Genomic DNA, 26,503 nt, shown 5'->3' on the forward strand with positions numbered 1-26,503 from the left:
AACGGCGTGAAGATCGGGGTTCAGTGGGCCGGTTCCCCGGGGAAGTCGACCGCCGCGTCACCGTCCTCCTCGGCGTACCGCTCGAGCAGCGCGATCTCGCCCGTGCGTGAGGGGAACGCGAAGGCCACCAACGCCGCTCCGACCAGCACGATCGCGATCGCGGCCGTGTAGGCGCGGGTGTCGCCGTCGAGGAAGGCCGACCGGGCGGCCTCGACGATCTGCGGCGCGTACTGCGGATAGTGTTCGGCGATCCCGACGGCACCCGCGAACGACTTCTCCAATGCGGTCTCGGTCTGCTCGTCGACGGCCGCGGCCTGCGGACTCGCCGCGATCGTCGCGGCGAGGGAGGCCGAGTACCCGGCCGTGAGCAGGGCACCGAGGATCGACTGGACGATCGCGCCGCCGAGATCACGTTGCAGATCGGCCGTGCCGGAGGCCATTCCGGCGCGGGAGACCGGCACCGACCCCGTGAGCGAATGCGAGGCCGGGGTACCGGCGAGACCGACACCGGCTCCCAGGCACATGTATCCGAGGGCGATCACCCAGTAGTGCGCGTCCTCGTCCCACAGCATCAGTGCGACGACGAGTCCGGCCACGATCGCGACGTAACCCGACAGCAGGGTGAAGCGGGAGCCGCGCGACCCGACCAGTTTCGCCGACTGCGGTGCCACCAGCACCATCACGAATGCGGCGGGCAGCGCCGCCGATCCGGCCGCGAGCGTGGAGTATCCGAGCACGTTCTGCAGGTACTGCTGGCTGATGTACATCGTGCCCATGAGGGTGCCGAACACGATGATGCCCGCCACGGCCGCGACCCAGAACACCCGGCGCCGCGCGACGCGCAGGTCGAACAGGGGATTCGCCGCGCGCAGCTGGCGCATCACGAAGAGGATCACCGCGACGAGAGCGATCACGAGGGCGGACACCGCGATGGTCTTCATCCCGTCGACGGGCACGAAGTTGATGCCCAGGACGAGCGAGCCGACGAGCACGACCGAGACGATGCCACCGAGATGATCGACCGGGTCGGTCGACTCGTTGACGTGGCTCGGCACGAACACCCAGGTAAGGGCCAGCGCGATGAGCGCGAGCGGGATGGTCACGAGGAAGACCGATCCCCAGAAGAACTGTTCGAGCAACATGCCGGCGACGAGCGGGCCGAGCGCGGTCAGGCCGCCACCGATCGACGACCACAGCGCGATCGCGCGCGTGCGCGCTGCGCCCGACCACAGTGCGGTGATCAGGGCCAGGGTGGTGGGGAACGCCAGACCGGCGGAGACGCCGCCGAGCACCCGTGCCGCGAACAGCACCTCGGTGCTCGGCGCGAATCCGGCGACCGCGGAGGCGGGAACCGACAAGGCCATGCCGAGCAGCAGCATCGTCTTGCGTCCGTAGCGGTCGCCGACGGCCCCGAGGTAGAGCACCGACGCGGCGAGACCGACGGAATAACCGACCGCGACGAGGTTCAGTTCGGTCTGGCTCGCGTCGAACGCCTTCCCGATGTCGGGCAGTGCCACGTTCGCGACGGCGAGGTTCAGGTTCGCCACGGCGGCGACGAGGATCAGCGAGGCCAGCACCAGCTTCGCGCGTGCCGGCCGACCGTCGTCAGGTGGGGTCACGGACACATAGTGCGCGCCAGAGCCGCTGTTCTGCGTGGTTTCCGGCCGGTTTTCACCTCCGGTCACCCCGCCGGGTTAGGATCACCTCACTTGTTGATCGACAGACTCGAGGCCAGTCATGACACGCCGTTCCGCCGCGCTGCTCCGTTCCGCCGCTCTGTTCACGGCCACCGCGATCGCGCTGACCGCGTGCGGATCGGCCGACACGGAATCCGACTCCGGTCCGGCACCGGCCGACGGTGCCTTCCCCGTCACCGTCGACACGAAGTTCGGGGAGGTCACCATCGAATCCGCCCCGGAACGCGTCGCGGCACTGGGCTGGGGCGACGCCGAAACCGCACTGGCGCTCGGGGTTCAGCCGGTGGCCGCGAGCGACTGGCTCGCCTTCGGTGGCGACGGTGTGGGCCCGTGGGCGCAGGGGCTGTACGACTCGCCGCCGGAGCTCATCGGCACGATCGAGCCGTCCTTCGAGCTGCTCGCGGCGCAGACGCCCGATCTGATCCTCGACACCAAGAGCTCCGGTGAGCAGGCCCGCTACGAGACGCTGTCGGGGATCGCTCCGACGGTCGCTGGTCCGGAGGGCAGCGACGCCTATCTCACGTCGCTCGACGACCAGGTGACCTCCGTGGCAGCGGCTCTCGGTGTCCCGGACAAGGGTGCCGAATTGTTGTCGCAGATCGATGCGGACTTCGAGCAGGCCGCTGCCGACAATCCCGGGTTCGCGGGCAAGACCGTCACCGTCGCCTCCTACACGTCGGAGGGGTGGGGTGCCTACGTGGTCGGTGACTCGCGCGTCGACTTCATGACCGAGCTCGGTTTCGTGAACAATCCGCAGGTGCAGGCCGCGGCGACGGACGACTTCTTCATCACCGTCTCCGACGAGAACCTGGACATGCTCGACGCCGACCTGCTGATCGTGCTGCCGATCTACGTGCCGGCCGCGGAGGTGACCGACAATCCGGTCTTCCAGCAGCTCCCGGCGGTGCGCGACGGCCGGTTCCTCGTGCTCGACAGCGATTCCGACATCTCCGCGGCGTTCTCGACGAATTCGGTGCTGTCGGTGCCGTTCGCACTCGACGAGTTGGTTCCGCTGGTCGCCGAACGCGTGAACTGAGCCCGCCCCGCGGCGTATCTCGACTTCCGCTATGCGTATGTGGCGGCGGGGGCGGGCGGAGGCAGATCCGACCATCGGGAGGCACGGGCAGCAAAGCTGTGGGCGTCGAGTGCGCCGCTGCCGGCCGGGATCCGGCCGACGACCGGGACGCCGGTGACGTCGGGAAGGTCGTCCAGATTGCATTGCTCCGCCAGATCCGGTGCAGCAGGCCAGGACCCGATGATCACCCCCGGGCATTCGACCCCCGCCGCGCGGAGCGCCGCCACGGTGAGCGCGGTGTGGTTGAGCGTGCCCAGTCCCGCGGCGGCGACGATCACCGCCGGTGCTCCGAGCGCGGCTGCGACGTCGGCGAGGGTGAAGCCGCCCGCACCGAGCCGGACGAGCAGACCTCCCGCCCCTTCGACCAGGGTGAGGTCGTGCTCGGCGTCGAGTCTCCGGACGGTGTCGATGATCTCGTCGAGAGTGAGCGGCGGACGTCCACTGCGCCGCGCGGCGGTGTCGGGCGCGAGCGGATCGGGATACCGCGCGAGTTCGACGACCCGGACGGAGTCTCCGGTCAGTCGCAGGATCTCGTGCAGGTCGCCCGGTCCGTCGTCGGTCACGCCCGTCTGGGCGGGTTTGCACACCGCGACCCGTAGCCCCGCGGTCACGGCGTTCACGGCGAGCGCCGCGGTCGCGACGGTCTTGCCCACATCGGTCGATGTACCGGTGACGACGAGAACGCTCATGCCCGGGCTCCCGCGAGGATGTCGGTGAGCACCTCGTCGACGAGGGTGCGTTCGTCGTCGGTGAGGTTCGCGCGGGCCGTCAGGCGCAGCCGCGAGGTGCCCGCCGGCACCGAGGGCGGCCGGAAGCAGCCGACGTGCACACCGCGCTCGCGACACCGCGCCGCGGCGTCGGCCGCGACGTGCGGGTCACCGAGGATCACCGACACCACGGCGGACGGCGGCGCCTCGACACCCGTGACCCGGGCGAGGTGCGCGGCCTGATCGAGCACGGCCGCCGCGCGGGCGGGTTCGGCGCGCAGCACCTTCAACGCGCCCCGGGCGGCACCGACGGCGGCCGGGGCGAGCCCGGTGTCGAAGATGAAGGTGCGGGCGGTATCCACGAGGTGTTCCCGCACGCGCCCGTCGGCGAGGACGACTCCGCCCTGGGAGGCAAGGGATTTCGACAGCGTCGCCGTGACGACCACATCGGGCTCGCCGGCGAGACCCATTTCGTGGACGAGTCCGCGGCCCCCCGCGCCGCGGACCCCCACTCCGTGGGCCTCGTCGACGAGCAGCAACGCGCCGTGCGCTCGGCAGACGCGATGCAGTTCCCGCAGCGGCGCGAGGTCGCCGTCGGTACTGAACACCGAGTCGGTCAGGACGAGCGCGCGGGCCTCGGTGCGCGTCGCGAGGGCGTGCGCGACCGCGTCGACGTCGTTGTGCGGGGTGACGACGATCCTCGAGCGGGACAACCGGCACGCGTCGACGAGCGAGGCGTGGCTGCCGGCGTCCGACACGATCAGTGCGTCCCTGCCACCGAGGGCGGCGACGGCACCGAGGTTGGCGGCGTATCCGCTCGAGAACACCAGGCCGCTGTCGGCCCCGACGAAGTCGGCGAGTTCGCGTTCGAGGAGCTCGTGTTCGGCGGTGGTGCCGGTGACCAGGCGCGATCCGGTGGAACCGGCTCCCCATCGCCGCAGGGCGGCGGTGGCCCCCGCGAGGACCTCGGGATGGCGGGTCAGGCCGAGATAGTCGTTGGAGGCGAGGTCGACGACGGTCGAGCCGGGGGTCCGGACGACGGGGTCGCGGTGCAGGCCCGCTGCGCGTCGCGCCGCCGCGGTGCCGTCGAGCCACGCCAGGGCGGGATGTGCGGTCATGAGCGGTGACCTTACTTGAACACCGTTCAAGTCGCTACGTCGGTGGCCTCGGGTCGCAGGCCGGATGCCTGGATCGCCGGACGTTCCTACGGCGCACCGCGCGCCCTGAGGGCCGTCGGCGCGAATGTCGGCCGACTCCTTCGATCAGCGGATGTTCGCGCCGACGGCGGCGATCATCCCCGAGGTGATCGCCGCGAGATCGTCGGCCGAGCAGATGTAGGGCGGCATCGCGTAGACGAGATTGCGGAACGGCCGCAGCCACACGCCGGCCGCCACGGCGGCATCGGTCGTCGCGCGCATGTCCACCGGTTCGGTGAGTTCGATCACGCCGATGCCTCCGAGGACGCGGACGTCCACAACCCCCGGCACCTCGCGTGCGGGGGCGAGTCCTTCGGTCAGACCGGTGTTCACCGCCGCCACCTCGGCACGCCAGTCGCGGGAGAGCAGCAGTTCGACCGCCGCGACGGCGACGGCGCACGCGAGCGGGTTGCCCATGAAGGTCGGGCCGTGCATCACACCGCCGCCCTCCCCCGCGCTGATCGCCTCGGCGACGGCCCGCGTACACAGCGTCGCGGCGAGGGTCATGTATCCGCCGGTGAGTGCCTTGCCCACGCACATCACGTCCGGGCTCACCTGCGCGTGATCGGCGGCGAAGAGTTCGCCGGTGCGCCCGAACCCGGTCGCGATCTCGTCGAAGATCAGCACCAGTCCGTGCTCGTCGCACATCCTGCGCAGCTCGCGCAGATACCGCGGGTCGTGGAAACGCATGCCGCCGGCGCCCTGGACGACCGGCTCGACGACGATCGCGGCGAGCTCGTCGACGTGCTCGAGCAGGACCGCCTCGAACTGCGCGACGTAGTCGGGATCGAACCGGTCCGGTGGGGCGGGGGCGAAGACCTGTCGCGCGAGCATGTCGGTCCACAGCGCGTGCATGCCGCCGTCCGGGTCGCACACGCTCATCGGGGCGAAGGTGTCGCCGTGGTAGCCGCCGCGCCAGGTGAGCAGACGACGCCGTCCCGGTCGGCCGACGGCACGCTGGTACTGCACCGCCATCTTCACGGCCACTTCCACCGACACCGAACCCGAGTCGGCGAGGAAGACCGTGTCGAGACCGTCGGGCGTGATGTCGACGAGCAGTTCCGCGAGCCGCGCGGCGGGCTCGTGGGTGAGGCCGCCGAACATCACGTGGCTCATCCGGCCGAGCTGGTCGCGGACGGCGGCGTCGAGGACCGGATGCCCGTATCCGTGCACCGCGGCCCACCACGAACTCATGCCGTCGACCAGCTCACGACCGTCGGCGAGGACGATCCGGGTACCGTGGGCACGGTCGACCACCAACGATTCGGTGGTCGCCGGGAACGCGCCGTAGGGGTGCCAGAGGTGCCGAGCGTCGAGGGTGCGGATCCGCTCGACCGGGAGAGGAGAGTTGTCCACGCCCAGACTGTAGGCGGTTGGAAGTTGCCGCCCGCAGCCGCGTAGTCTGCCCCAGTTGCCGTGAACAGACGCTCACGGCAACCGACCGGCGCGCTCGTCGCCCGGTCGGCAGCACAGCCGAACACGTAAGACACCGGGGGTATCCGTCACATGTCCGTCCACACCTCGGGACCGGAACTCGAGAGTGGCGCGCGGACAGCAGGCACCCGCCCCGCGCGCCGTGCCGACATCGACGGACTGCGCGGTCTCGCGATCGCGCTCGTGGTGATCTTCCACGTCTGGTTCGGTCGCGTCTCCGGTGGTGTCGACGTCTTCCTGGCGCTCTCCGGATTCTTCTTCGTGGGCACGCTCCTGCGGACGGCCGACTCCTCGGCCCCGCTCGATCCGCGTCCCGTCCTGCGGCGGATCGGCCGGCGTCTGCTGCCACCGCTCGTCGTCGTACTCACCGCCGTCGCGGCCGCCACGGTCGTGCTGCGGCCGTTCACACAGTGGCTCGATGTGGCCGACCAGACCGGGGCGTCGCTGCTGTTCTTCCAGAACTGGCACCTCGCCCGCACAGCGAGCGACTATCTGGCCGCGGACCCGATGGTCAGCCCGCTCCAGCACCTGTGGTCGATCGCCGTACAGGGCCAGTTCTACATCGCGGCCCTCGTGGTGGTGTTCGGCCTCGCGTGGCTGTTGCGGCGGATGTCGGTGCCTGTCCGTCTGCCCCTGACGGTGCTGCTGGCCGTGCTCACCGCGGCGTCGCTCGCGTATGCGGTGCTCGCCGACCGTCCGCAGTCGTGGCTCTACTACGACAGCGCCGCCCGTACGTGGGAGTTGACCCTCGGTGGTCTGCTGATGTGCCTGTCGCCGTGGCTGCGGGTTCCGCGCGCCCTGCGGATCGTACTCGGCGCCCTCGGACTCGCGGTGCTCCTCGCGTGCGGCTTCGTCCTCGACGGCAACTCCCTCTTCCCCGGCCCGTGGGCCCTCGTCCCCGTCGGTGCGGCGATGGCACTCGTCGTCGCGGGCATCCGCTCCGGCTCCGGTCCTGACTCCGACTCCGGCGCCGAGCACGACACGCCGTCGGCGCGACTGCTGGCGTCCGCGCCCATGGTGCGCCTCGGGGCGATCGCCTACGCGCTGTACCTGTGGCACTGGCCGGTCCTCATCGGCTACCTGATCGTGCGCGGACACCCATCGGTCGGCCTGGTGGGCGGGCTCGTCGTGATCGCCCTGTCGCTGCTGCTCGCCGAAGCGTCGACCCGGTGGTTCGAGGACCCCATCCGTCGCGTCGACCCCCCTCGGCCGTCCCGCACCGCGCTCGTGGGTCTCGTCACGGTCCTGGCCGTCGCCCTCGTCGGGGCCGCGAACCTCTGGCACACCCACGTCGACCGCTCGACGGAGGCCCTCGACGGCATCGCCGCCCTGCCGACGGAGCTGTATCCCGGCGCCGCGGTGTTCGATCCCGCCGTCTCCACCGAGGCGCAACCGGTGCAACCGCCGCTGCTCGTCGCCCATCGCGACCTGCCGCCCGCGACGCTCGACAACTGCATCGCCCAGCACACCAACCGCACACCGTTGACCTGCACCTACGGCGATCCCCTCGCAACGCGCCGCATGGTGGTCGTCGGGGGGTCGCACTCGGAGCACTGGCTCGCCGCGCTCGACGCGCTCGGCATCGAACACGGCTTCCGCCTCGACACCTATCTCAAGGTCGGGTGCCCGCTCTCCGATCCCCTCGCCCCGCTCGTCGAGGAGTCCCCGACGGTCGAGTGCGACACGTGGTCGACCGCCGTCCTCGCGGAACTGCGCGCCGATCCGCCCGACTACGTGTTCACGACGTCGACGCGCACCAAGGACCAGGGCGAGGGACCGGGCGACTTCGTCCCGTTCTGGTACGTCGACCTGTGGGAGACGCTCGCCGATTACGGCATCCCGGTGGTGGCGATCCGCGACAACCCGTGGCTGTTCCGCGGCGACGTCGCCTATCGGGCCGCCGACTGCCTCGCCGGGGGCGGCACCGCGGAGACGTGTGGGGTGCCCCGTGAGGAGGCGCTGGACCCGATCGACCCGGCCGTCGCCGCGTCCGCGCACCTGCCCACCGTGTCGCTGCTCGACCTGTCCGACAAGTTCTGCCGGCAGGATCTGTGCCGGGCGGTGGAAGGCAACATCCTCATCTACCGCGACGAGAACCACCTCACCACGACCTACGTCCGGACGCTGACGCCCGAGCTCGGCCGACAACTCGGCCCCGCCACCGGTTGGTGGTGACGCGCTCACCCGGTGCCCGGACCGCCGGAAGGCTACTGTTGGCGGACATGGAGCCCACCGAAGCGAGCGCTAACGACGAGATGCCCGAGCCCCTGGAAGTGTGGCCGGGATCCCCGTACCCCCTCGGCGCGACCTACGACGGGGCGGGCACGAACTTCGCACTGTTCTCCGAGATCGCCGAGAAGGTCGAATTGTGCCTCATCTCCCGCGACGGGAGCGAGACCCGCGTTCCCCTCGAGGAGGTGGACGGTTACGTCTGGCACGCCTATCTTCCGACGGTCTCCCCCGGTCAGCGTTACGGCTACCGCGTACACGGGCCGTTCGATCCGGAGAACGGTCACCGGTGCGATCCGAGCAAGCTGCTCCTCGACCCGTACGGGAAGGCGTTCGACGGTTCGTTCGACGGCGACCCGTCACTGTTCTCCTACCCGCTGCCCGGTGCCGAGCCCGAGGCCGAGGCCGACAGCGCCGCCGACGAGAACACGGACGTCGCCGACACCGAGGACACCGGCGAGCCCGCGCCTGCCGACGACGCCGAGCCCGAGGCGATCGCGACGGGACAGACCTCCGACGCCGCCGCGGAGTTGCCCGGCCTCGATTCGCTGGGGCACACCATGACGACCGTGGTGATCAACCCGTTCTTCGACTGGGCGATGGATCGCCAGCCCCGGCGCCCCTACAACGAGACGGTCATCTACGAGGCCCATGTCAAGGGCATGACGGCCACGCATCCGGACGTCCCCGAACACATGCGGGGCACCTACGCCGGTCTCGCGCACCCGGCGATCATCGACCATCTTCTCGGGCTCGGCGTCACCGCCATCGAGCTGATGCCCGTGCACCAGTTCATGCACGACCAGGTGCTGATCGACCAGGGACTGCGGAACTACTGGGGTTACAACACCTTCGGGTTCTTCGCGCCACACGCCGAGTACTCGTCGTCGACCAAACCCAGTGCCGTGGTCGCCGAGTTCAAGGCGATGGTGCGGGCCTTCCACGAGGCCGGCATCGAAGTGATCCTCGACGTGGTCTACAACCACACCGCCGAGGGGAACCATCTCGGTCCCACCATCTGCTTCCGCGGCATCGACAACGCCGCCTACTACCGCCTCGTCGACGACGACAAGGCCTACTACATGGACTACACGGGAACGGGCAACAGCCTCAACGCCCGTCACCCCCACACCCTGCAGCTGATCATGGACTCGCTGCGCTACTGGGTGACCGAGATGCACGTCGACGGCTTCCGGTTCGATCTCGCATCGACCCTGGCGCGCGAACTGCACGACGTCGACCGCCTGTCGGCCTTCTTCGATCTCGTCCAGCAGGACCCGGTCGTCTCGCAGGTCAAGCTCATCGCCGAACCGTGGGACATCGGTGAGGGCGGCTACCAGGTGGGCAACTTCCCCGGCCAGTGGACGGAATGGAACGGCAAGTTCCGCGACACGGTCCGCGACTACTGGCGCGGCGAACCGGCCACTCTCGGCGAGTTCGCGTCGCGCCTGACCGGCTCGTCGGACCTGTACGAGGACACCGGGCGTCGCCCCGGCGCGTCGGTCAACTTCGTCACCGCCCACGACGGGTTCACCCTCGCGGATCTGGTGTCGTACAACGAGAAGCACAACGACGCAAACGGCGAGGACAATCGCGACGGCGAATCGCACAACCGGTCGTGGAACTGCGGGGTCGAAGGCCCCACGGACGATCCCGAGGTTCTTGCACTGCGCGGGCGCCAGCAGCGCAACATGCTCGCGACGCTGATCCTGTCGCAGGGCACGCCGATGCTCGCCCACGGCGACGAGTTCGGTCGCACCCAGCAGGGCAACAACAACGTGTACTGCCAGGACAACGAGCTGTCGTGGGTGGACTGGTCGCTCGCCGAGTCCAACGCCGACCTGGTCGCGTTCACCCGCAACGTGATCGCATTGCGCACCGAGCATCCGGTCTTCCGGCGTCGCAGGTTCTTCGAGGGCCGGCCGATCCGCAGCGGCGATCAGTCCCGCGACATCGCGTGGCGCACACCGGCCGGCGACGAGATGATGCCCGAGGACTGGGACAGCGGTTTCGGCAAGTCGCTCGCGGTCTTCCTCAACGGCGAGGGCATCCCCGAACCCGATCAGCGGGGGCAGCGCGTCGTCGACGACTCGTTCCTGATGTGCTTCAACGCCCATCACGAGCCGATCGAGTTCGTCACCCCCGACGGCCCGCACGCCGAGGAGTGGACGGTCGCGCTCGACACCGACGTTCCGGACGGTCTGCGCGAGGAGGTCGTCGTCGCCGGTAAGCCGGTCCGGGTGCAGGCACGCTCGGTGCTGGTGCTCCGGAAGACCCGGTGACGACCGGCGGTACGGAGTCGGCAGGTGTGAGCGACGCCGGCGCGGGGAATACTGCGCCGGTGTTGTCCACCTACCGCCTCCAGATGCGCGGCGACGAATGCACCTTCGCCGACGCCGTCGCCCTGCTCGACTATCTCGACGCCCTGGGTGTCTCGCACGTCTACCTCTCCCCCGTCCTCAGCGCGACGACCGGGTCCACCCACGGATACGACGTGGTCGATCCCGGCACGGTCTCCGAATCGCTCGGGGGACGCGAGGGCCTGGAACGGTTGTCGCGGGAGGCACGCGCACGGGGCATGGGGCTGGTCGTCGACATCGTCCCCAACCACGTCGGGGTGGCCGACCCACGCCAGAACGCGTGGTGGTGGGATGTCCTGAAGCACGGCTCCGGGTCCCGCTACGCGTCGTTCTTCGATCTCGACCTCGCCGACGACAACGGTGCGGACGGGCGGATCGCTCTGCCGGTGCTCGGATCGGACGACGCCGTGCGGGAGCTGACCGTCGACCGCTCGGGCGACGAACCGATGCTCGCCTACTACGACAAGCGATTCCCGATCGCTCCCGGAACCGACGAGGGCACCGGCGAGGAGGTCCACGCGCGGCAGGCCTACCGACTCGTGGCGTGGAACTCCGGGTTGATCGGATACCGCCGCTTCTTCACCGTCGACGATCTCGCCGCGGTGCGGGTGGAGGATCCCGCAGTGTTCGACGCCACGCACGAGCAGGTCGCGTCGTGGATCGCCGACGACCTGGTCGACGGGATCCGCGTCGACCATCCGGACGGTCTCGCCGATCCGGCCGGCTATCTCGCGCGCCTGCGCGAGGTGATCGGCCCCGATCGGTGGCTCGTGATCGAGAAGATCCTCGGCGACGCCGAACCGCTGGATGCGACGCTGCCGGTGGACGGCACCACCGGCTACGACGCACTCGGCGAACTGTCGTCGGTGTTCGTCGATCCGTCCGGCGAGACCGAGCTGAACGCCCTGTCGCGCAGGTTCACCGGCGCCGAGGGCGACGCGCCGTGGCTGCACGCCCGCGAACACGACCTCAAACGAGCGGTGCTCGGCGGCGGGCTCGCACCGGAGGTGCGCCGTCTCGTGCGGGCGATCCGACGCGAGACCGGCGACACCGGGTGCGACGACGCGGCACTGCGCGAGGCCGTGATCGCCGTCGCCGCACAGCTTCCCGTCTACCGCGCCGACTACGCGCCGCTCGCGACCCTGGTGCCGCGCATCGTCGGCGACCTCGCGCGGACGCAACCCGCACTCGATCCCGCCCTCGCAGTGTTCGCCCGGGCGATGGCCCTCGGCGGTGAGGCAGCGGCCCGCTTCGGCCAGGTCTGCGGCGCGGCGACCGCCAAGGCGGTCGAGGACTGCCTGTTCTATCGGGCGGCGCGGCTGATCTCGCTGCAGGAGGTGGGCGGGCAACCCGGCCGTTTCTCGGCCACCCCGGCCGAGTTCCACCTCGCGTGGACCCAGCGGGCACGGCACTGGCCGCGGGCGATGACCACCCTGTCGACCCACGACACCAAACGCAGCGAGGACGTCCGGGCTCGGATCGGCGTGCTCTCGCAGGTCGCCGACGAGTGGTCCCGCCGGCTCGGGTCGTGGAACGAATCGGCACCCGCACCGGATCCGGCGATCGGACTGTTCCTGTGGCAGACCCTCTTCGGAGTCTGGCCGCTCGACGGAGCAGTGACCGACGAACTGCGCGAACGGGTACATGCCTACGCGCAGAAGGCGCTGCGCGAGAACGGGACCCGCACCACGTGGACCGAGGTCGACGAGGAGTTCGAGACCGCGGTCGACAACTGGCTGGACGCGGTGATCGACGGACCGGTCGCGGGTGAGCTCACCGCCTTCGTCACCGAGGTCGAACCGCACGTCGCGGCCGTCTCGTGCGGCCAGAAACTGTTGCAACTGCTGGGCCCGGGCGTTCCCGACGTCTATCAGGGCACCGAACTGTGGGACGACTCCCTCGTCGATCCGGACAACCGGCGGCCGGTGGATTTCGACGCCCGACGGCGGCTGCTCGACGCCCCCGATTCGGCGCCGGCGAAGTTCACGATCGTGCGCACCGCGCTCCGGCTGCGCCGCGAACGTCCGGCGAGCTTCGTCGGTGGCGCGTACGTTCCGGTCCTCGCCACCGGTCCGGCTGCCGAGCACCTGCTCGCGTTCGGCCGCGGGCCGGCGACGGACGACCTCGACGTTCTCGCGGTGGCGTCCCGTCGCACCGTGGCGCTGTCGCGCTCGGGCTGGAAGGACACGGCCGTCGACCTGCCCGACGGCAACTGGTCGGACGTGCTGACCGGACGCTCCTTCACCGGTCGGATGCGGGTCGCCGATCTGCTCGACTCCCTGCCGGTCGCGGCACTCGTCCGCGCGCGTTAGTCCTCGAGCGCGTCGAGCGCTTCCTCCGCGTCGAGCCGGCGCTGGGTACGGCGCCGGCTCCACGTGAGGACCAGTCCCGCGAGGACGATCACGGTGGCCGCACCGACGATGCGTCCGGCCCAGGTCGCGGCATCGTTCTCGAACGGCTGACCCTCGTAGCGCAGGCGGAGGAAGATGCCGGCGACGCCGACGAGATAGAGCGCGGCGGCGGCGGCACTGCGGGGTCGCCACAGTTTCGCGGTGGCGTACAGGTCGACGTCGCGTTGCCGCACGTACAACTGGGTCACGATCGACACGACGAACCAGGCCACGAGGAGGCCCAGCGCCGTCCACGCCCCGGGTCGGCCGACGAGCCACGGGAGCAACGCCGCCGCGACCAGCGCGATCCACTGGGACAACTGGAATCCCACCGCCGAGGCTTCGTTCCAGACGTCGCGCTGGCGCTCGTCGCGGTAGAAGTCGTCGTCGAGATCGCCGATGAAACGCGCGGTTTTCAGGAAGACGGTCATGAGGACTCCTTGGTGGTGAGCGGGAACAGTTCCTCGACCGTGGTGTCGAGTCTGAGGGCGAGACGAAGGGCGAGGTAGACGCTGGGCGCGTAGTCGCCCTTCTCGGTCGAGACGATGCTCTGCCTGCTGACGCCGACCGCGTCGCCGAGCGCGGCCTGGGTGAGTCCCGCTTGCTTGCGGAATTCGCGGACCCTGTTGCTCCTCGGTGTGTCGGTCACGGCCAGAAGTAAACCCTGCTTGTCATTCTGTGTCAAGCATTCTTGTCATTTTCGATCATCGAACCACCACGGCACACCTGTCGAGCCGGACATCCGACCACCCCTCGACACAGTCGATCACGGAATCGAGAATTACATTCTCGCGATCGAAGGTTCCGACAACACTCCGGTCTTCGACGAATCGTGCGACAATGCGCCGATTTCCGAGTAGATCCCCATCTCGGCGAGGCATGGATTCGACACCTCCACCCACGAAATCCACCCGATACGCAACACTCCTTGATTTATGTTCTCGAATACGGAAATCTAGTTCTCATCGCGAGCGCCGACGCCGGCAGGACTTTTGCGCAGCCCAGGGAGAGGATTCGATGAAGACCGAAGACATGGTGATGATCAGCATCGACGACCACGTCGTCGAACCCGCGGACATCTTCGAGAAGCACTTCCCCAAGAGCCTGATGGACCAGGCTCCCAAACTCACCGCCCATCCCCGCAACCCCAATGTGCAGGCCTGGCAGTTCCAGGGCACCGTCGTCGGCAGCTCCGGCCTCAACGCCGTCGTCTCCTGGCCCAAGCACGAATGGGGCATGGACCCCACCGGCTACGCCGAGATGCGACCGGGTGTCTACGACATGGACCTGCGCGTGCGCGACATGGACGCCAACGGAACCCTCGCCGCGACCCTGTTCGCCACCTTCCCCGGCTTCGCCGGCACCCACCTGGCGAGCCTGCCCGACAAGAAGCTCTCCCTCGCCGCACTGAAAGCGTTCAACGACTGGGTCGTCGGCGAGGTCCCGGACGCCCACCCGGGCCGGTTCATTCCCATCGGCATCATCCCGTTCTACGATGCCGAAGAATCGGTGAAGGAAATCGAGCGCATCGCCGCCATGGGATGCCGGTCGATCAGCATCCCGGAGACGCCCTACGGCGTCGGCGAGGGTTATCCCGACTTCAAGTCCGGGCACTGGGATCCGATCTTCGAGGCATGCGTCGAGCACAACATCGTGTTGTCCCTGCACATCGGCGGCGGTATCAACCTCGTCAAGCGCCCGGCCGGTTTCAACATCGACGACATGATGATCCTCACGCCGCTCATCTCGACCATCGCGGCCACCGACATCATGCTCAGTGGCGCCTTCCAGAAGTTCCCCGATCTGAAGGTCGCGATGAGCGAGGGCGGTGTCGGCTGGGTCGCGCCGTGGCTCGACCGCCTCGACCGGCACATCGTCAACCAGTCGTGGACCGGCACCAGCTTCCTGCCGGCCGGGATGAGCCCGACGGACGTGTGGCGCAAGAACTTCCTCGCCTGCTACATCACCGAGCCGAGCGGACTGAACAACCGTCACCGGCTCGGCGTCGACACCATTGCGTGGGAATGCGACTACCCCCACTCCGACTCGACGTGGCCGAACTCCCCCGAGATGCTCAAGGAGGAACTCGACGCGTGCGAGTGCACGGACGAGGAGATCGACAAGATCACCTTCGCCAACGCCGCGAAGTTCTTCGACTGGGATCCTTTCGAGCACATCCCGCGTGAGGAGGCCACCGTCGGCGCCCTGCGCGCCCGCGCCGGCGACGTCGACATCAGCGAGACGTCCAAAGAGGAGTACCGCCGCCGCTACGAGCTCGCCAACTCCGGCTCGTAGAGCCTGCTCCACAGGAGCCCACAGCAGACGATGCCCGCCGATCCGGATCGGCGGGCATCGTCAGTCTAAGTCGGCTCACACCGGGTCCTTGCGCCACAACAGCGCGTGCAAGCACTCGACGGCCTCGGCGGGCGATTCGACGTCGAGCACTCCCGCTGCGGGCATCCGCCAGCCCCCGATCGAGATGACCGGGACACCGATGCGGACCGCGAGCGCGATCTCGCTCATCGTGCCCCAGCTTCCACCCACCGCGATCAGCGCGTCACTGCTGCGCACGAGCAGCGCGTTGCGCATCTCTCCGAGCCCGGTGGGAACGGCCACCGTCAGATAGGGATTGCCCTCGGCACGGTCGTCTCCGGGCAGCAGGCCGAGGGTCGTCCCACCGGCTTCCACAGCGCCCCGGCAGGCTGCCGCCATCACCCCACCCAGACCGCCGGTGACCACGACGGCCCGGCGTCCGGCGAGGAGTCCCCCGACCTGGCGGGCGAGGCGTCGCTGTTCGGGCGTGGCTTCACCCGGCCCCACGACCCCGACATAGCGCTGCGCATTCATGTTCGGCATTCTGCATCATGGAGCGCTCCGGAGCGCGCGGTCCGAGAACATCATTCACGCCCGGTGATCGTCCGCTCCTGCAGGCACCGCCCCGAGGTCGGGCGATCGAGCCCCTCGGGGGAGACTGTGGCCATGAGCAGAGCCGACCGCAGCGCCGACATCAGCCCGGACTCCCCGTGCCCGTGCGGTCGCGGCGTTCCCCTGTCCGAATGCTGCGGGCCGCTGCTGGCCGGCGCGAGCGCGCCCACCGCCGAACGGCTGATGCGTTCGCGGTACACGGCCTTCGCGACGCGCGACGCGGCGCACCTGCTGCGCACCTGGCACCCGTCCACGCGTCCGCGCTCGATCGAGTTCGACCCCGGTCAGCGCTGGACGGGGCTCGAGGTGCTGCACACCACCGGAGGCGGATTCCTGCACACCACCGGCACGGTGGACTTCCGCGCGCACTGGAGGGCGGGCGGGGTGCCCGACTCGATGCGCGAGCACAGCCGGTTCGTGCGGGAGGACGGCGAGTGGCTCTACCTCGACGACCGGGGCGACGACTGAGTCGAATCCGTCACGGTGCAGGTGGCCGCAACAGCGTCGCGCGCAGCGTCCCCGAGAGCCACTGACGGTACTGGTCGACGTCCCATCCGCGATCCCGCCTCAGCAGCGCGTGCACCTGTGGGGAACTCAGGGTGAACAGGACATCTGCCGCGTGTTCGACGGTGACGTCCTCACGCAGCCAACCGGCGTGTTCGAGTCCTTCCGCGAGAGTGCGGGCGTTCTCGGCCGTCGCCTTCGCGTCGTCCGCGGCGAAACGACGCATATCGGGATCCGCCCCCGATGATTCCACGGAGGTCATGAGCAGCCCGCCCGCGCGTTCGAGCATCGCGGTGCCGTAGCGGACCACCTGCTCGACCACCAGATCGACGTGCGAGACCGCGCCGCCGGCGTGGGACGGTTCCGGTTCCGCCGCCGCGGTCGCGCGCGGATCGCCGTCACCGGCCACCGCGTGATCGAGCGCCTCGCGGAAGATCTCCGCCTTGCCGCCGGGGAATGCGGTGAACACCGTCCGCACCGCCACACCCGCTTCGTCCGCGATGTTCTTGACGGTTGTGCTGACGTAGCCGTCGCGAACGAACAACCGTGCCGCGGCGTCGCGGATCGTCTCGCGGGTCCGGCGGGCCGCTTCCTCGCGCAACGGTGAGGTGTACCGTCGGCGGGCTCGCTCGGGATTCGGGTTCACTCCCCCAGTATCGAGTGCATTGCAGCTGCAACAAAATTGACGCGCGGCAGGTGGGTCGTCCGTCGGCGCCATCCCCTGCACCGGCGCCGCCGACGCGGCATGCTGGTCGAGTGCACACCTTCGAGGTCTGGGCTCCGATCCCGTCGTCCGTCCGACTGTTCGCCGACGGACGGCTCCACGACATGCAACGCGACGACGACGGCTGGTGGCGTACCACCGTCGATGTCGCTCCCGACACCCGATACGGTTTCGTGCTCGACGACGACACCGGGACGGTCCTTCCCGACCCGCGCTCTCCACGTCAGCCGGAGGGCGTGCACGAGCCATCGCAATTGCACGTGCTCGACGAGTCGAAGTGGACCGACCGCAACTGGACCGGCCGGCAACTGACGGGAAGCATCATCTACGAGATGCACGTCGGGACCTTCACCCCCGAGGGCACTCTCGACTCGGCGATCGACCGTCTCGACGAACTCGTGGACCTCGGCGTCGAGTTCGTCGAACCCATGCCGCTCAACGCGTTCAACGGCACCCACGGGTGGGGCTACGACGGCGTGCTCTGGTACGCGGTGCACGAACCCTACGGCGGCCCCGATGCCCTGCAGCGTTTCGTCGACGCCGCTCACGCGCGCGGTCTGGCCGTGGTGCTCGACGTCGTCTACAACCATCTCGGTCCGTCGGGGAACTATCTGGGTCGCTTCGGCCCCTATCTCTCCGCCGCCCCGGGAATCTGGGGCGACAACATCAACCTCGACGGTCCCGGATCCGGGGAAGTGCGGCGGTACATCCTCGACAACGCGCTGCGTTGGTTCCGCGAGTTCCACATCGACGCCCTCCGGCTCGACGCCGTGCACGCGCTGATCGACCACACGGCCACCCACCTCCTCGAGGAACTGTCGGTCGAGACGTTCCGCCTGTCCGCTCATCTCGGCCGTCCCCTGTCGTTGATCGCCGAATCGGACCTCAACGATCCAAAACTGATCACTCCCCGGCCCGGCGGTGGATACGGACTGCACGCGCAGTGGGCCGACGACGTCCACCACGCGATCCACGCAGCGGTGTCCGGTGAACGACAGGGCTACTACGGCGACTTCGGTTCCCTGGACTGCCTCGCGTACACGCTCGGGCACGGCTTCTTCCACGCCGGGACGTACTCGAGTTTCCGCGGCCGGGTCCACGGGCGCCCGCTCGACACCCGGCGCACACCGGCGAGCGGTCTGGTCGCCTACACCTGCACGCACGATCAGGTCGGCAACCGGGCGCTCGGCGACCGGCCCGGGGCCTATCTCGAACCCGGTCAGCTGGCCGTCAAGGCAGCGCTCGTACTCGCTTCCCCGTACACCCCGATGCTGTTCATGGGCGAGGAGTGGGGCGCGAGCACACCCTTCCGCTACTTCACGTCGCATCCCGAACCGGAACTCGCCGCGGCGGTCGTCGAGGGTCGCCGGCGCGAGTTCGCCGAACACGGCTGGGACGCCGACGACGTACCCGACCCGCAGGCTTCGGAGACCTTCACCGGCTCGAAGCTGCGCTGGGACGAACGCGACGAGGACGGGCACGCCCGGCTGCTGGAGTGTTATCGCGCACTCATTGCGCTCCGGCGGGATCGGGCCGAGCTCACCGATCCCTGGCTCGAGCACGTGCACGTGACATACGACGAGGACGAGAAGTGGCTCGTCGTGCACCGCGGTGCGCTGCGCGTGGCGTGCAATCTCGGACCCGATCCCGTCACCGTGCCGGTCGGCGGGAGGCCTCTGCTCTGGTGGGACGAACCGGTGGTCAACCGCACCGAGTCCGCGGTGCTGATCCCGGGCTGGTCCTTCGCGATCCTGGAGGCTCCCGAGACGCCCCGCCGATAACGTTCGTCAGGCGAAAAAAGTCGTTGATTATGCCACGAGTGGGCGAGTACCGTCTCAGGTACCGTCGAATTCTCGAGGTGGATCACCATGAAACCCAAGAAGATTCTGGCGAGCGTATTCCTCAGCACCGCCCTCGTCCTCGCCCCCGCAGGGGTTGCCTCGGCGTCACCGGTGGTCGACACGTCCCCCGGCGTCGTCGCCGTCAACCACGACCACCACGGCAACCATCACAACAATCACTGGAAGGATCGCGACCACCACGGCAAGAACCACAGGAACGACTGGGATCGCCGTTGGGACAATCCGTGGCGTCCCGACTGCTTCTGGTTCGGCCCGTGGCTGGTGTGCTCGCCCTGGTAGCGACTCCGACTAGGTGAGATAACGGTAGGCCGGCGACCCCGGCTCGAGTCGCTGCGCGTCGATCGGCGACGCGTCCATGCGATTGAGCAGGGCCGAAAGGTCTTCTGCAGCACCCAGTTCGATACCGACGAGGGCAGCACCGGTCTCCCGGTTGTTGCGCTTGACGTACTCGAACAGGGTGATGTCGTCGTCCGGTCCGAGGACCTCGTCCAGGAACCGGCGCAGCGCGCCGGGCTCCTGGGGGAAGTCCACGAGGAAATAGTGTTTGAGCCCGCGGTGGACGAGCGACCGCTCGATGATCTCGCCGTAGCGCGAGACGTCGTTGTTGCCGCCCGACACCAGGCACACCACGTTCGCTCCGGGCTGCACCGAGATCGACCCGAGGGCAGCGACGGACAGTGCGCCGGCGGGCTCGGCGATGATGCCCTCGTTCTGGTACAGATCGAGCATCGTGGTGCACAGCGCACCCTCGTCGATCTGGGTCATGCCGAACGGGGCCCGACCGAGCCCCTCGCGGCGCAGCGTGGCCACGAGCGGCAGGCTCGAATGGGACACGACCTCCGCACCGAGTTCGGAGACGACAGCGTAGGGGACGTCGCCGATCCGCTTGACCGCAGCGCCGTCGACGAACGGCTCGACCTCCGGCAGCGTGACGGGACCACCCGCGACCAGCGCGGCGGTCATCGATGCTGCGCCGGCCGGCTCGACGCCGACGATCGACGTGCGTGGGGACCGCTCGCGCAGATAAGCGGCGACACCGGCGATGAGGCCGCCCCCACCGACGGGGACGAGCACGACGTCGAGATCACCGTCGAGCTGTTCGAGGATCTCGCGGGCGATGGTGCCCTGGCCCGCGGCGGTGCGGGCGTCGTCGAAGGGCGGGATCATCGTCGCACCGGTGCGGATCGCATCGTCGGCCGCCGCCGCGGCCGCGGCGTCGAAGGTGTCGCCGACGCCGATGAGTTCGACGCTGTCGCCACCGTGGACGCGGATCCGGTCGCGCTTCTGCTTGGGAGTGCGGGTTGGCACGTAGATGCGTCCCTGGATTCCCATCACCCGGCACGCGTAGGCGACGCCCTGCGCGTGGTTGCCGGCGCTCGCCGTGACGACACCCGCGGCACGCTCGGCCGCGTCGAGCTGCGCCATGGCGTTGTACGCCCCGCGGAGCTTGAAGGACCGCACCCGGGTGAGGTCCTCACGCTTGAGGTACACGTTGGCACCCACGAGCGCCGAGAGCCGGGGGCTGCGCTCGAGCGGCGTCGGGGCGACCGCCTCCGAAATTCGCTCGGCAGCCGCATCGATGTCGGCCGCGCGGGGCACGGCGGTCACAGTCGTCGGTTCTGCTGTTCGCGAAGTGGAGGTCACCCGTCAATGCTGCCACTCCCCCGAATCGCCCACCACGGCGGGACCTGCATCGAGGGAGTGGCAGGACCTTCCGGACAGTGCCCGGAACGCTGTCGGCTCTTCGTCGGAGCGCGTTCCGTCTACGAACTCTCGATCGGTTCGAGAACGAAGACGGGGATCTCGCGGTCGGTCTTCTCCTGGTACTCCGCGTAGGGCGGGAACGCCTCGACGGCACGCTCCCACCACTGCGCCTTCTCCTCGCCGTGGACCTCGCGGGCGATCATGTCCCATACCTCGGTGCGGTCCCTCACCTCGACGTGCGGATTCGCGAGGACGTTGTGGTACCAGACAGGATGCTTCGGTGCACCGCCGAGCGAGGCGACGGCGGCATACTTTCCCTCGTGCTCGACCCGCATGAGAGGGATCTTGCGGAGCTTGCCGGACTTGGCGCCGACCGTGGTGAGGATGATCACCGGCCGGCCCTGGAGGGTCGTGCCGCGGGTTCCGCCCGACGACTCGTACTCCTCGACCTGCTTGGCACTCCATTCGACGGGACTCGGTTCGTACTCTCCGTGCAGTGGCATACCCACCAGTCAACACAATCGTTGTGACAGTCGCCGCCCGATCGCCGAGTTCGGTGGCCCGAACTCTTCCCTGCGCCTATCCTGAAGAAAGAATTCCGCTCGGCCTACAGCCGCTCTGCCTACAGGAGGTGCACCGAGATGTCCGTGCTCGATACCCGGGTACACCGTGAGCGCACCGACGGCGTGGACATCGCCGGCACGATCTGGCCCCTGTACAAGCTCGAAGCACTCGCCGCCGGTCTCCTCACCCTGCTCGTGGTCCTCGTCGTCACGACCAACGCCCAGAGCGCCGTCCTCGGTGCCGCTGGGGTCACCGTCGTCGTGTGGTGGGTCCGCAGGATCCAGCGGCACGCACTCCGTTCCTAGACGAGACACACCGCTCGCCGTCGCGGCCGACCCCATCCCGGTCGAGGGACGCCTTCCGCGTGCCCCTCTGCTCGGAGCCCGGTCGGGTGCCGTCCGGGCGCATCCCACCCGCACCGCCGCTCTGACGGCACACGAACGGCAGATCGCCGAACTCGCAGCCACCCGGATTCGCAACCGCGCGACGCTCGCCGGAGCACTCGCGTCGCGCGGCGGGACCGGCTAGGTGGCCAGGCAGCCCGGGCCGAGCAGGGCCTTGAGGTCGCCCATGAGCGCGGACGACGGTTCGACCCGCAGGCTGTCGTCGAGCTTGAGGACGGTGACCTTGCTGCCGGTGATGAGCCGCACGTGCACGTCGGACGAGCCGGGATGGCGGGTGAGGACGTTCTTGAGGGCACCGACCTTGTCGGGGGTGCACAGGCGGGTGGGCATCGACACCGACACCGGCTTCGCGACCCCGATCTGCGACAGGTCGGGGACGGCGAGATCGTTGGCGATCAGGGAGATCCGGTCGTCGCGGATCGACACCCGCGCCTTGACCAGCACCACCGAGTCCTCCACGACATCCATGCCGTAGACGGCGTAGGACTGCGGGAAGAACAGCACCTCGATGCCACCGGTGAGGTCCTCGAGCTGCGCGGACGCCCAGGCCAGACCGTTCTTGTTGATGCGCCGGTTCACCGAGGCGAGGATGCCGCCGACGGTGACCTGACTGCCGTCCTTGAGCGCGCCTTCGAGGATCGCCGGGATCTGGGTGTCGGCCTGCGACGCGAGCACGTGCTCGACGCCGTTGAGCGGGTGCCCGGAGACGTAGAGGCCGAGCATCTCCCGTTCGAGGGCGAGGCGGTGCTTGGTGTCCCATTCCTCCTCGGGGATGCGGACGTTGAACACCGCGGCGACGGACTCGTCGGCGTCGTCGCCGCCGAACAGGTCGAACTGACCGATCGCCTCGGCCTTCTTCGTGCTCATCACCGCGTCGATCGCATCGGCGTGGACGAGCATCAAGCCCTTGCGCGGGTGCCCGAGCGAGTCGAATGCGCCTGCCTTGATGAGGGATTCGGTGACCTTCTTCGAACACGCGACGGTGTCGATCTTGTTGAGATAGTCGGAGAAGTCGGTGTAGCGGCCCTTCTCCTCCCGACCCTTGATGATCGAGGCAACGACGTTCGTGCCGACGTTGCGAACGGCGCCGAGGCCGAACCGGATGTCCTCGCCCACCGACATGAAGTTGGTGTGCGACTCGTTGACGTCCGGCGGCAGCACCGTGATGCCCATCTTGCGGCAGTCGGACAGGTAGACCGCGGCCTTGTCCTTGTCGTCGCCCACGGAGGTGAGCAGACCGGCCATGTACTCGGCCGGGTAGTTCGCCTTGAGGTAGGCGGTCCAGAACGAGACGAGGCCGTAGCCGGCGGCGTGCGACTTGTTGAACGCGTAACCGGCGAAGGGCAGAACGGTGTCCCACAGCGCGGTGATCGCCGCCTGCGAGAAGCCGTTGTCCTTCATGCCTTGCGCGAAGCCGTCGTAGGCCTCGTCGAGGATCTCCTTCTTCTTCTTACCCATCGCGCGGCGCAGCAGGTCTGCCTGTCCGAGCGAGTAACCGGCCACCTTCTGAGCGATCTGCATGATCTGCTCCTGGTAGACGATCAGGCCGTAGGTGTCGGCGAGGATCTCCTTCAGCGGTTCCTCGAGCTCGGGATGGATCGGCTTGACCTCTTGCCGCCCGTTCTTGCGGTCGGCGTAGTCGTTGTGCGCGTTCATGCCCATCGGACCGGGGCGGTACAGCGCGAGCACGGCGACGATGTCCTCGAAGCCGGTGGGCTGCATACGGCGCAGCAGGTCGCGCATGGCGCTGCCGTCGAGCTGGAACACGCCGAGCGTGTCGCCGCGGGCGAGCAGTTCGTAGGTCGCGGGATCCTCCAGCGGGAGGGTGTCGAGGTCGAGATCGATCCCGCGGTTGACCTTGATGTTCTCGATCGCGTCGCCGATGACGGTGAGGTTGCGCAGACCGAGGAAGTCCATCTTCAGCAGGCCGATGGCCTCGCAGGACGGATAGTCCCACCCGGTGATGATCGCGCCGTCCTGCGCACGCTTCCACAGCGGGATCGCGTCCATGAGCGGCTCGGACGACATGATCACCGCGCAGGCGTGGACGCCGGCGTTGCGGATCAGGCCCTCGAGTCCGAGGGCGGTGTCGTAGATCTTCTTGATGTCCGGGTTGGACTCGATCAGCTGGCGGACCTCGGCGGCTTCCTTGTACCGCTCGTGGCTCGGGTCGGTGATACCCGAGACCGGGATGTCCTTCGCCATGATCGGCGGCGGCAGGGCCTTGGTGATCTGGTCGGCGATCGCGAATCCGGGCTGGCCGAACTGCACTCGCGCGGAGTCCTTGATCGCGGCCTTCGTCTTGATGGTGCCGAACGTGATGACCTGGGCGACCTTGTCGTTGCCCCACCGCTCGGTGGCGTAGCGCACCATTTCACCGCGGCGGCGATCGTCGAAGTCGATATCGATATCGGGCATCGACACGCGCTCGGGGTTGAGGAACCGCTCGAACAGCAGGCCGTGCGGGATCGGGTCGATGTTGGTGATGCCCATCGCGTAGGCGACGAGCGAACCGGCAGCCGAACCACGGCCGGGGCCGACACGGATGCCGACCTCGCGGGCGTGGTTGATGAGGTCGCCGACGACGAGGAAGTAGGCGGGGAAGCCCATCTGGTTGATGACGCTGATCTCGTACTCGGCGCGCTCGACGTACTCGCGGGGCGGGCCGTCGGGGAAGCGCCGGTCGAGACCGCGCATGACCTCCTTGTGCAGCCAGCTCGCCTGCGTCTCCCCTTCCGGTACCGGGAAGACCGGCATCCGGTCGCGGTGGGTCCACACGTCCTCGTAGGACTGCACGCGCTCGGCGATGAGCAGCGTGTTGTCGCAGGCCCCCGGCACCTCGCGGTCCCACTGCTCGCGCATCTCCTGCGCCGACTTGAGGTAGTAGCCGTCGCCGTCGAACTTGAACCGGGTGGGGTCGGAGAGGGTCTTACCGGTCTGGATGCACAGCAGCGCCTCGTGGTTCGCGGCCGCATCCTTGGTGACGTAGTGGCAGTCGTTGGTCACCAGTGGCGGGATGTCGAGCTTGCGGCCGATCTCGATCAGACCCTCGCGAACCCGGCGCTCGATGGACAGGCCGTGGTCCATGAGTTCGAGGAAGAAGTTGTCCTTGCCCCAGATCTCCTGCCACTTCGCGGCGGCCTCGAGCGCCTCGCGCTCGTGACCGAGGCGCAGGCGCGTCTGGATCTCGCCCGACGGGCAACCGGTCGTGGCGATGATGCCCTCGTGGTGGTGGGCGATGAGGTCTTCGTCCATACGCGCCCACTTGCCGAGCTGCCCCTCGATCGATGCGAGCGAGGACAGCTTGAACAGGTTCCGCAGGCCCGTCGAGTTCTCGGCGACCATCGTCATGTGGGTGTAGGCACCCGAGCCGGAGACGTCGTCGGACTTCTGGCCGGGATCGCCCCACTGCACACGCTTGGTGGAGAATCGCGACTCCGGCGCGACGTACGCCTCGATGCCGATGATCGGCTTGATGCCGAACTTCTTGGCGACGTTGTAGAACTCGCTGGCGCCGTACATGTTTCCGTGGTCGGTCATGCCCACGGCCGGCATCCCCAGCCGTTCGGCCTCCTTGAACAACGGTCCGACCTTCGCGGCACCGTCGAGCATCGAGTACTCGGTGTGGGTGTGCAGATGAACGAACGAGTCAGCCACGCGTGCCTCTCCCGGGATGTCTGTGGGCAGAGACGAGTCTAAGCCGCGCGAGGGTCCGCGGTGACCACGGCACGCTGACGACGGGCCCGCACGAGGGCGTCCGTGCTGTACACCGCCAGTGCGACCCAGATCAGGACGAAACCGATCCATCGCGAGGCGGGCATGTCCTCTCCGAGCACCACCACACCCCACGTCATCTGCAGGCTCGGCGTGAGGTACTGCAGCATGCCGAGTGTCGCGAGAGGGACCCGTTGCGCGGCCGCGCCGAAGAGCAGCAGCGGCACAGCGGTCACCAGCCCCGCCGACACGAGCAGCGCGGTGTGATCCATGCCGTACCCGAGGAAGGTGCCGGTGCCGGTCACCGCGAGGAAGATCACGTACCCGAGCGCGAACGGGGCCGCGACGATCCCCTCCCCCGTCAGGGACGTGCGCGGATCGAGCGGCACGATCTTCTTGATCACCCCGTAGGACGCGAACGACAGCGCCAGGGTCAGGGCGATGATCGGCGGTCTTCCGTAGTCGACGGTGATCACCACCACCGCGCATATCGCGAGCACCAGCGCCGCGATCTGCGCCGGCCGCAGTCGTTCCCGGAAGAACAGGACTCCGAACACCACGCTGACGAGCGGGTTGATGAAGTAGCCCAGTGCGGTCTCCACGACCCGGCCCGAGACGACGCCGTAGATGTAGACGCCCCAGTTGACCGCGATCGCGGTGGACGCCGCGGCGACCAGACCCCACGTGCGGGCCGACAGGCCACGCAGGGCGCCGAGGCGTCCCATGACGCCCAGCACGATCAGCATGAGCACGAGGGTCCACAGCACGCGGTGCGCGAGGATCTCGACGGCGCCGGCAGGTTCGAGCAGACCGAAGTAGGCGGGGAACAGTCCCCACAATCCGTAGGCACCCAGGCCGCACAGCACCCCCGTGCGCGCGACGCTCCGCTGCCCCGAATCGTTCCCTTCCCCCGAGTCGCTCACCGGCTCACCCTACGGCGCCGCCGGTGCACTGTCGTTCCGAAACACTGTCGTTTCGAGACACTGTCGTTTCGAGACACGCTCGTTCCGAGAC

Annotated in this window: 21 protein-coding genes; 9 read left to right on the plus strand and 12 right to left on the minus strand. The window is 68.7% G+C overall.

The genetic code is table 11. The features are described from left to right. Positions 1-20 precede the first annotated feature (20 nt). Positions 21-1,625, minus strand: coding sequence for an MFS transporter (locus CKW34_RS14460; RefSeq protein ID WP_059381111.1), 1,605 nt, complete (start codon positions 1,623-1,625; stop codon positions 21-23). 112 nt (positions 1,626-1,737) lie between these two features. Here CKW34_RS14460 and CKW34_RS14465 point away from each other — a divergent pair, with 112 nt between their 5' ends. Then, a complete protein-coding gene (locus CKW34_RS14465) occupies positions 1,738-2,733 on the plus strand; it encodes an iron-siderophore ABC transporter substrate-binding protein (protein ID WP_059380981.1) in 996 nt (331 codons plus the stop codon). Positions 2,734-2,762: 29 nt separating this feature from the next. Here CKW34_RS14465 and bioD read toward each other — a convergent pair whose 3' ends face one another. From bioD to CKW34_RS14480, 3 genes are all read right to left on the minus strand, one after another. Beyond that, positions 2,763-3,461 carry a dethiobiotin synthase gene (gene bioD / locus CKW34_RS14470; protein ID WP_059380980.1) on the minus strand — a complete coding sequence of 233 codons (699 nt, stop codon included), beginning with the start codon at positions 3,459-3,461 and terminating at the stop codon, positions 2,763-2,765. Beyond that, complete coding sequence (locus CKW34_RS14475; RefSeq protein WP_059380979.1) at positions 3,458-4,597, minus strand: 8-amino-7-oxononanoate synthase; 1,140 nt, start codon at positions 4,595-4,597, stop codon at positions 3,458-3,460. Before CKW34_RS14475 ends, bioD begins: the two co-directional genes overlap by 4 nt. Positions 4,598-4,741: 144 nt before the next feature. Continuing rightward, positions 4,742-6,031, minus strand: coding sequence for an adenosylmethionine--8-amino-7-oxononanoate transaminase (locus CKW34_RS14480; protein ID WP_059380978.1), 1,290 nt, complete (start codon positions 6,029-6,031; stop codon positions 4,742-4,744). Positions 6,032-6,181: 150 nt separating this feature from the next. Between CKW34_RS14480 and CKW34_RS14485 the strand changes: the two genes are divergently transcribed. The 3 genes from CKW34_RS14485 (at position 6,182) to treY (ending at position 13,010) form a co-directional block, all read left to right on the plus strand. Beyond that, entirely contained in the window at positions 6,182-8,284 is a 2,103-nt protein-coding gene (locus CKW34_RS14485; RefSeq protein WP_059380977.1) for an acyltransferase family protein, read from the plus strand. Between the two features lie 47 nt (positions 8,285-8,331). Further along, complete coding sequence (gene glgX / locus CKW34_RS14490; protein ID WP_059380976.1) at positions 8,332-10,620, plus strand: glycogen debranching protein GlgX; 2,289 nt, start codon at positions 8,332-8,334, stop codon at positions 10,618-10,620. An 83-nt stretch (positions 10,621-10,703) separates the two neighbouring features. Further along, positions 10,704-13,010, plus strand: coding sequence for a malto-oligosyltrehalose synthase (treY, locus tag CKW34_RS14495; protein ID WP_059381109.1), 2,307 nt, complete (start codon positions 10,704-10,706; stop codon positions 13,008-13,010). Here treY and CKW34_RS14500 read toward each other — a convergent pair. Continuing rightward, a complete protein-coding gene (locus tag CKW34_RS14500; protein ID WP_059380975.1) occupies positions 13,007-13,519 on the minus strand; it encodes a hypothetical protein in 513 nt (170 codons plus the stop codon). The genes treY and CKW34_RS14500 overlap by 4 nt on opposite strands. Continuing rightward, on the minus strand, positions 13,516-13,737 hold the full coding sequence (locus CKW34_RS14505; RefSeq protein ID WP_059381110.1) for a helix-turn-helix transcriptional regulator: 222 nt from the start codon (positions 13,735-13,737) through the stop codon (positions 13,516-13,518). The genes CKW34_RS14500 and CKW34_RS14505 overlap by 4 nt, the downstream gene beginning before the upstream one ends. A 368-nt stretch (positions 13,738-14,105) precedes the next feature. Here CKW34_RS14505 and CKW34_RS14510 point away from each other — a divergent pair, with 368 nt between their 5' ends. Further along, entirely contained in the window at positions 14,106-15,383 is a 1,278-nt protein-coding gene (locus CKW34_RS14510; RefSeq protein ID WP_059380974.1) for an amidohydrolase family protein, read from the plus strand. A 75-nt stretch (positions 15,384-15,458) separates the two neighbouring features. Here the strand turns inward: CKW34_RS14510 and CKW34_RS14515 are convergent, their stop codons facing one another. Continuing rightward, complete coding sequence (locus tag CKW34_RS14515; protein ID WP_059380973.1) at positions 15,459-15,944, minus strand: TIGR00725 family protein; 486 nt, start codon at positions 15,942-15,944, stop codon at positions 15,459-15,461. A 123-nt stretch (positions 15,945-16,067) separates the two neighbouring features. Here CKW34_RS14515 and CKW34_RS14520 point away from each other — a divergent pair, with 123 nt between their 5' ends. After that, positions 16,068-16,481 carry a YchJ family protein gene (locus CKW34_RS14520; RefSeq protein ID WP_059380972.1) on the plus strand — a complete coding sequence of 138 codons (414 nt, stop codon included), beginning with the start codon at positions 16,068-16,070 and terminating at the stop codon, positions 16,479-16,481. Positions 16,482-16,491: 10 nt separating this feature from the next. On the opposite strand, the gene CKW34_RS14525 is transcribed toward CKW34_RS14520, so the two are convergent. After that, positions 16,492-17,163 carry a TetR/AcrR family transcriptional regulator gene (locus CKW34_RS14525; RefSeq protein WP_059380971.1) on the minus strand — a complete coding sequence of 224 codons (672 nt, stop codon included), beginning with the start codon at positions 17,161-17,163 and terminating at the stop codon, positions 16,492-16,494. A gap of 110 nt (positions 17,164-17,273) precedes the next feature. Between CKW34_RS14525 and treZ the strand changes: the two genes are divergently transcribed. Both treZ and CKW34_RS14535 read left to right on the plus strand, forming a co-directional pair. Next, positions 17,274-19,022: a malto-oligosyltrehalose trehalohydrolase gene (gene treZ, locus CKW34_RS14530; protein ID WP_059380970.1), complete on the plus strand. Its 1,749-nt coding sequence runs from the start codon at positions 17,274-17,276 to the stop codon at positions 19,020-19,022. Between the two features lie 87 nt (positions 19,023-19,109). Further along, positions 19,110-19,382, plus strand: a complete 273-nt coding sequence (locus tag CKW34_RS14535) for a hypothetical protein (protein WP_006554117.1) — start codon at positions 19,110-19,112, stop codon at positions 19,380-19,382. Between the two features lie 9 nt (positions 19,383-19,391). Here the strand turns inward: CKW34_RS14535 and ilvA are convergent, their stop codons facing one another. Beyond that, positions 19,392-20,711, minus strand: a complete 1,320-nt coding sequence (ilvA, locus tag CKW34_RS14540; protein WP_059380969.1) for a threonine ammonia-lyase IlvA — start codon at positions 20,709-20,711, stop codon at positions 19,392-19,394. Positions 20,712-20,866: 155 nt separating this feature from the next. Then, positions 20,867-21,310, minus strand: coding sequence for a nitroreductase family deazaflavin-dependent oxidoreductase (locus CKW34_RS14545; protein WP_059380968.1), 444 nt, complete (start codon positions 21,308-21,310; stop codon positions 20,867-20,869). 138 nt (positions 21,311-21,448) lie between these two features. Between CKW34_RS14545 and CKW34_RS14550 the strand changes: the two genes are divergently transcribed. Beyond that, positions 21,449-21,676 (plus strand): hypothetical protein, encoded by a 228-nt coding sequence (locus tag CKW34_RS14550; protein ID WP_059380967.1) that lies wholly within the window; start codon positions 21,449-21,451, stop codon positions 21,674-21,676. Positions 21,677-21,895: 219 nt separating this feature from the next. Here the strand turns inward: CKW34_RS14550 and dnaE are convergent, their stop codons facing one another. Then, on the minus strand, positions 21,896-25,432 hold the full coding sequence (gene dnaE, locus CKW34_RS14555; RefSeq protein ID WP_059380966.1) for a DNA polymerase III subunit alpha: 3,537 nt from the start codon (positions 25,430-25,432) through the stop codon (positions 21,896-21,898). A 38-nt stretch (positions 25,433-25,470) separates the two neighbouring features. Beyond that, positions 25,471-26,412, minus strand: coding sequence for an EamA family transporter RarD (gene rarD / locus CKW34_RS14560; RefSeq protein ID WP_370670833.1), 942 nt, complete (start codon positions 26,410-26,412; stop codon positions 25,471-25,473). Between the last annotated feature and the right edge of the window lie 91 nt (positions 26,413-26,503).

Origin of the sequence: Rhodococcus rhodochrous (assembly GCF_900187265.1) — a bacterium.
Taxonomy (GTDB): Bacteria; Actinomycetota; Actinomycetes; order Mycobacteriales; family Mycobacteriaceae; genus Rhodococcus; species Rhodococcus rhodochrous.

Coding starts and splice junctions, on each gene's coding strand:
- CKW34_RS14485 (WP_059380977.1), top strand. CDS start 6,182: ATGTCCGTCCACACCTCGGGACCGGAACTCGAGAGTGGCGCGCGGACA.
- CKW34_RS14535 (WP_006554117.1), top strand. CDS start 19,110: ATGAAACCCAAGAAGATTCTGGCGAGCGTATTCCTCAGCACCGCCCTC.
- glgX (WP_059380976.1), top strand. CDS start 8,332: ATGGAGCCCACCGAAGCGAGCGCTAACGACGAGATGCCCGAGCCCCTG.
- treY (WP_059381109.1), top strand. CDS start 10,704: ATGCGCGGCGACGAATGCACCTTCGCCGACGCCGTCGCCCTGCTCGAC.
- CKW34_RS14465 (WP_059380981.1), top strand. CDS start 1,738: ATGACACGCCGTTCCGCCGCGCTGCTCCGTTCCGCCGCTCTGTTCACG.
- CKW34_RS14545 (WP_059380968.1), bottom strand. CDS start 21,310: ATGCCACTGCACGGAGAGTACGAACCGAGTCCCGTCGAATGGAGTGCC.
- CKW34_RS14515 (WP_059380973.1), bottom strand. CDS start 15,944: ATGCCGAACATGAATGCGCAGCGCTATGTCGGGGTCGTGGGGCCGGGT.
- CKW34_RS14500 (WP_059380975.1), bottom strand. CDS start 13,519: ATGACCGTCTTCCTGAAAACCGCGCGTTTCATCGGCGATCTCGACGAC.
- bioD (WP_059380980.1), bottom strand. CDS start 3,461: ATGAGCGTTCTCGTCGTCACCGGTACATCGACCGATGTGGGCAAGACC.
- CKW34_RS14520 (WP_059380972.1), top strand. CDS start 16,068: ATGAGCAGAGCCGACCGCAGCGCCGACATCAGCCCGGACTCCCCGTGC.
- CKW34_RS14475 (WP_059380979.1), bottom strand. CDS start 4,597: ATGACCGCACATCCCGCCCTGGCGTGGCTCGACGGCACCGCGGCGGCG.
- CKW34_RS14550 (WP_059380967.1), top strand. CDS start 21,449: ATGTCCGTGCTCGATACCCGGGTACACCGTGAGCGCACCGACGGCGTG.
- CKW34_RS14510 (WP_059380974.1), top strand. CDS start 14,106: ATGAAGACCGAAGACATGGTGATGATCAGCATCGACGACCACGTCGTC.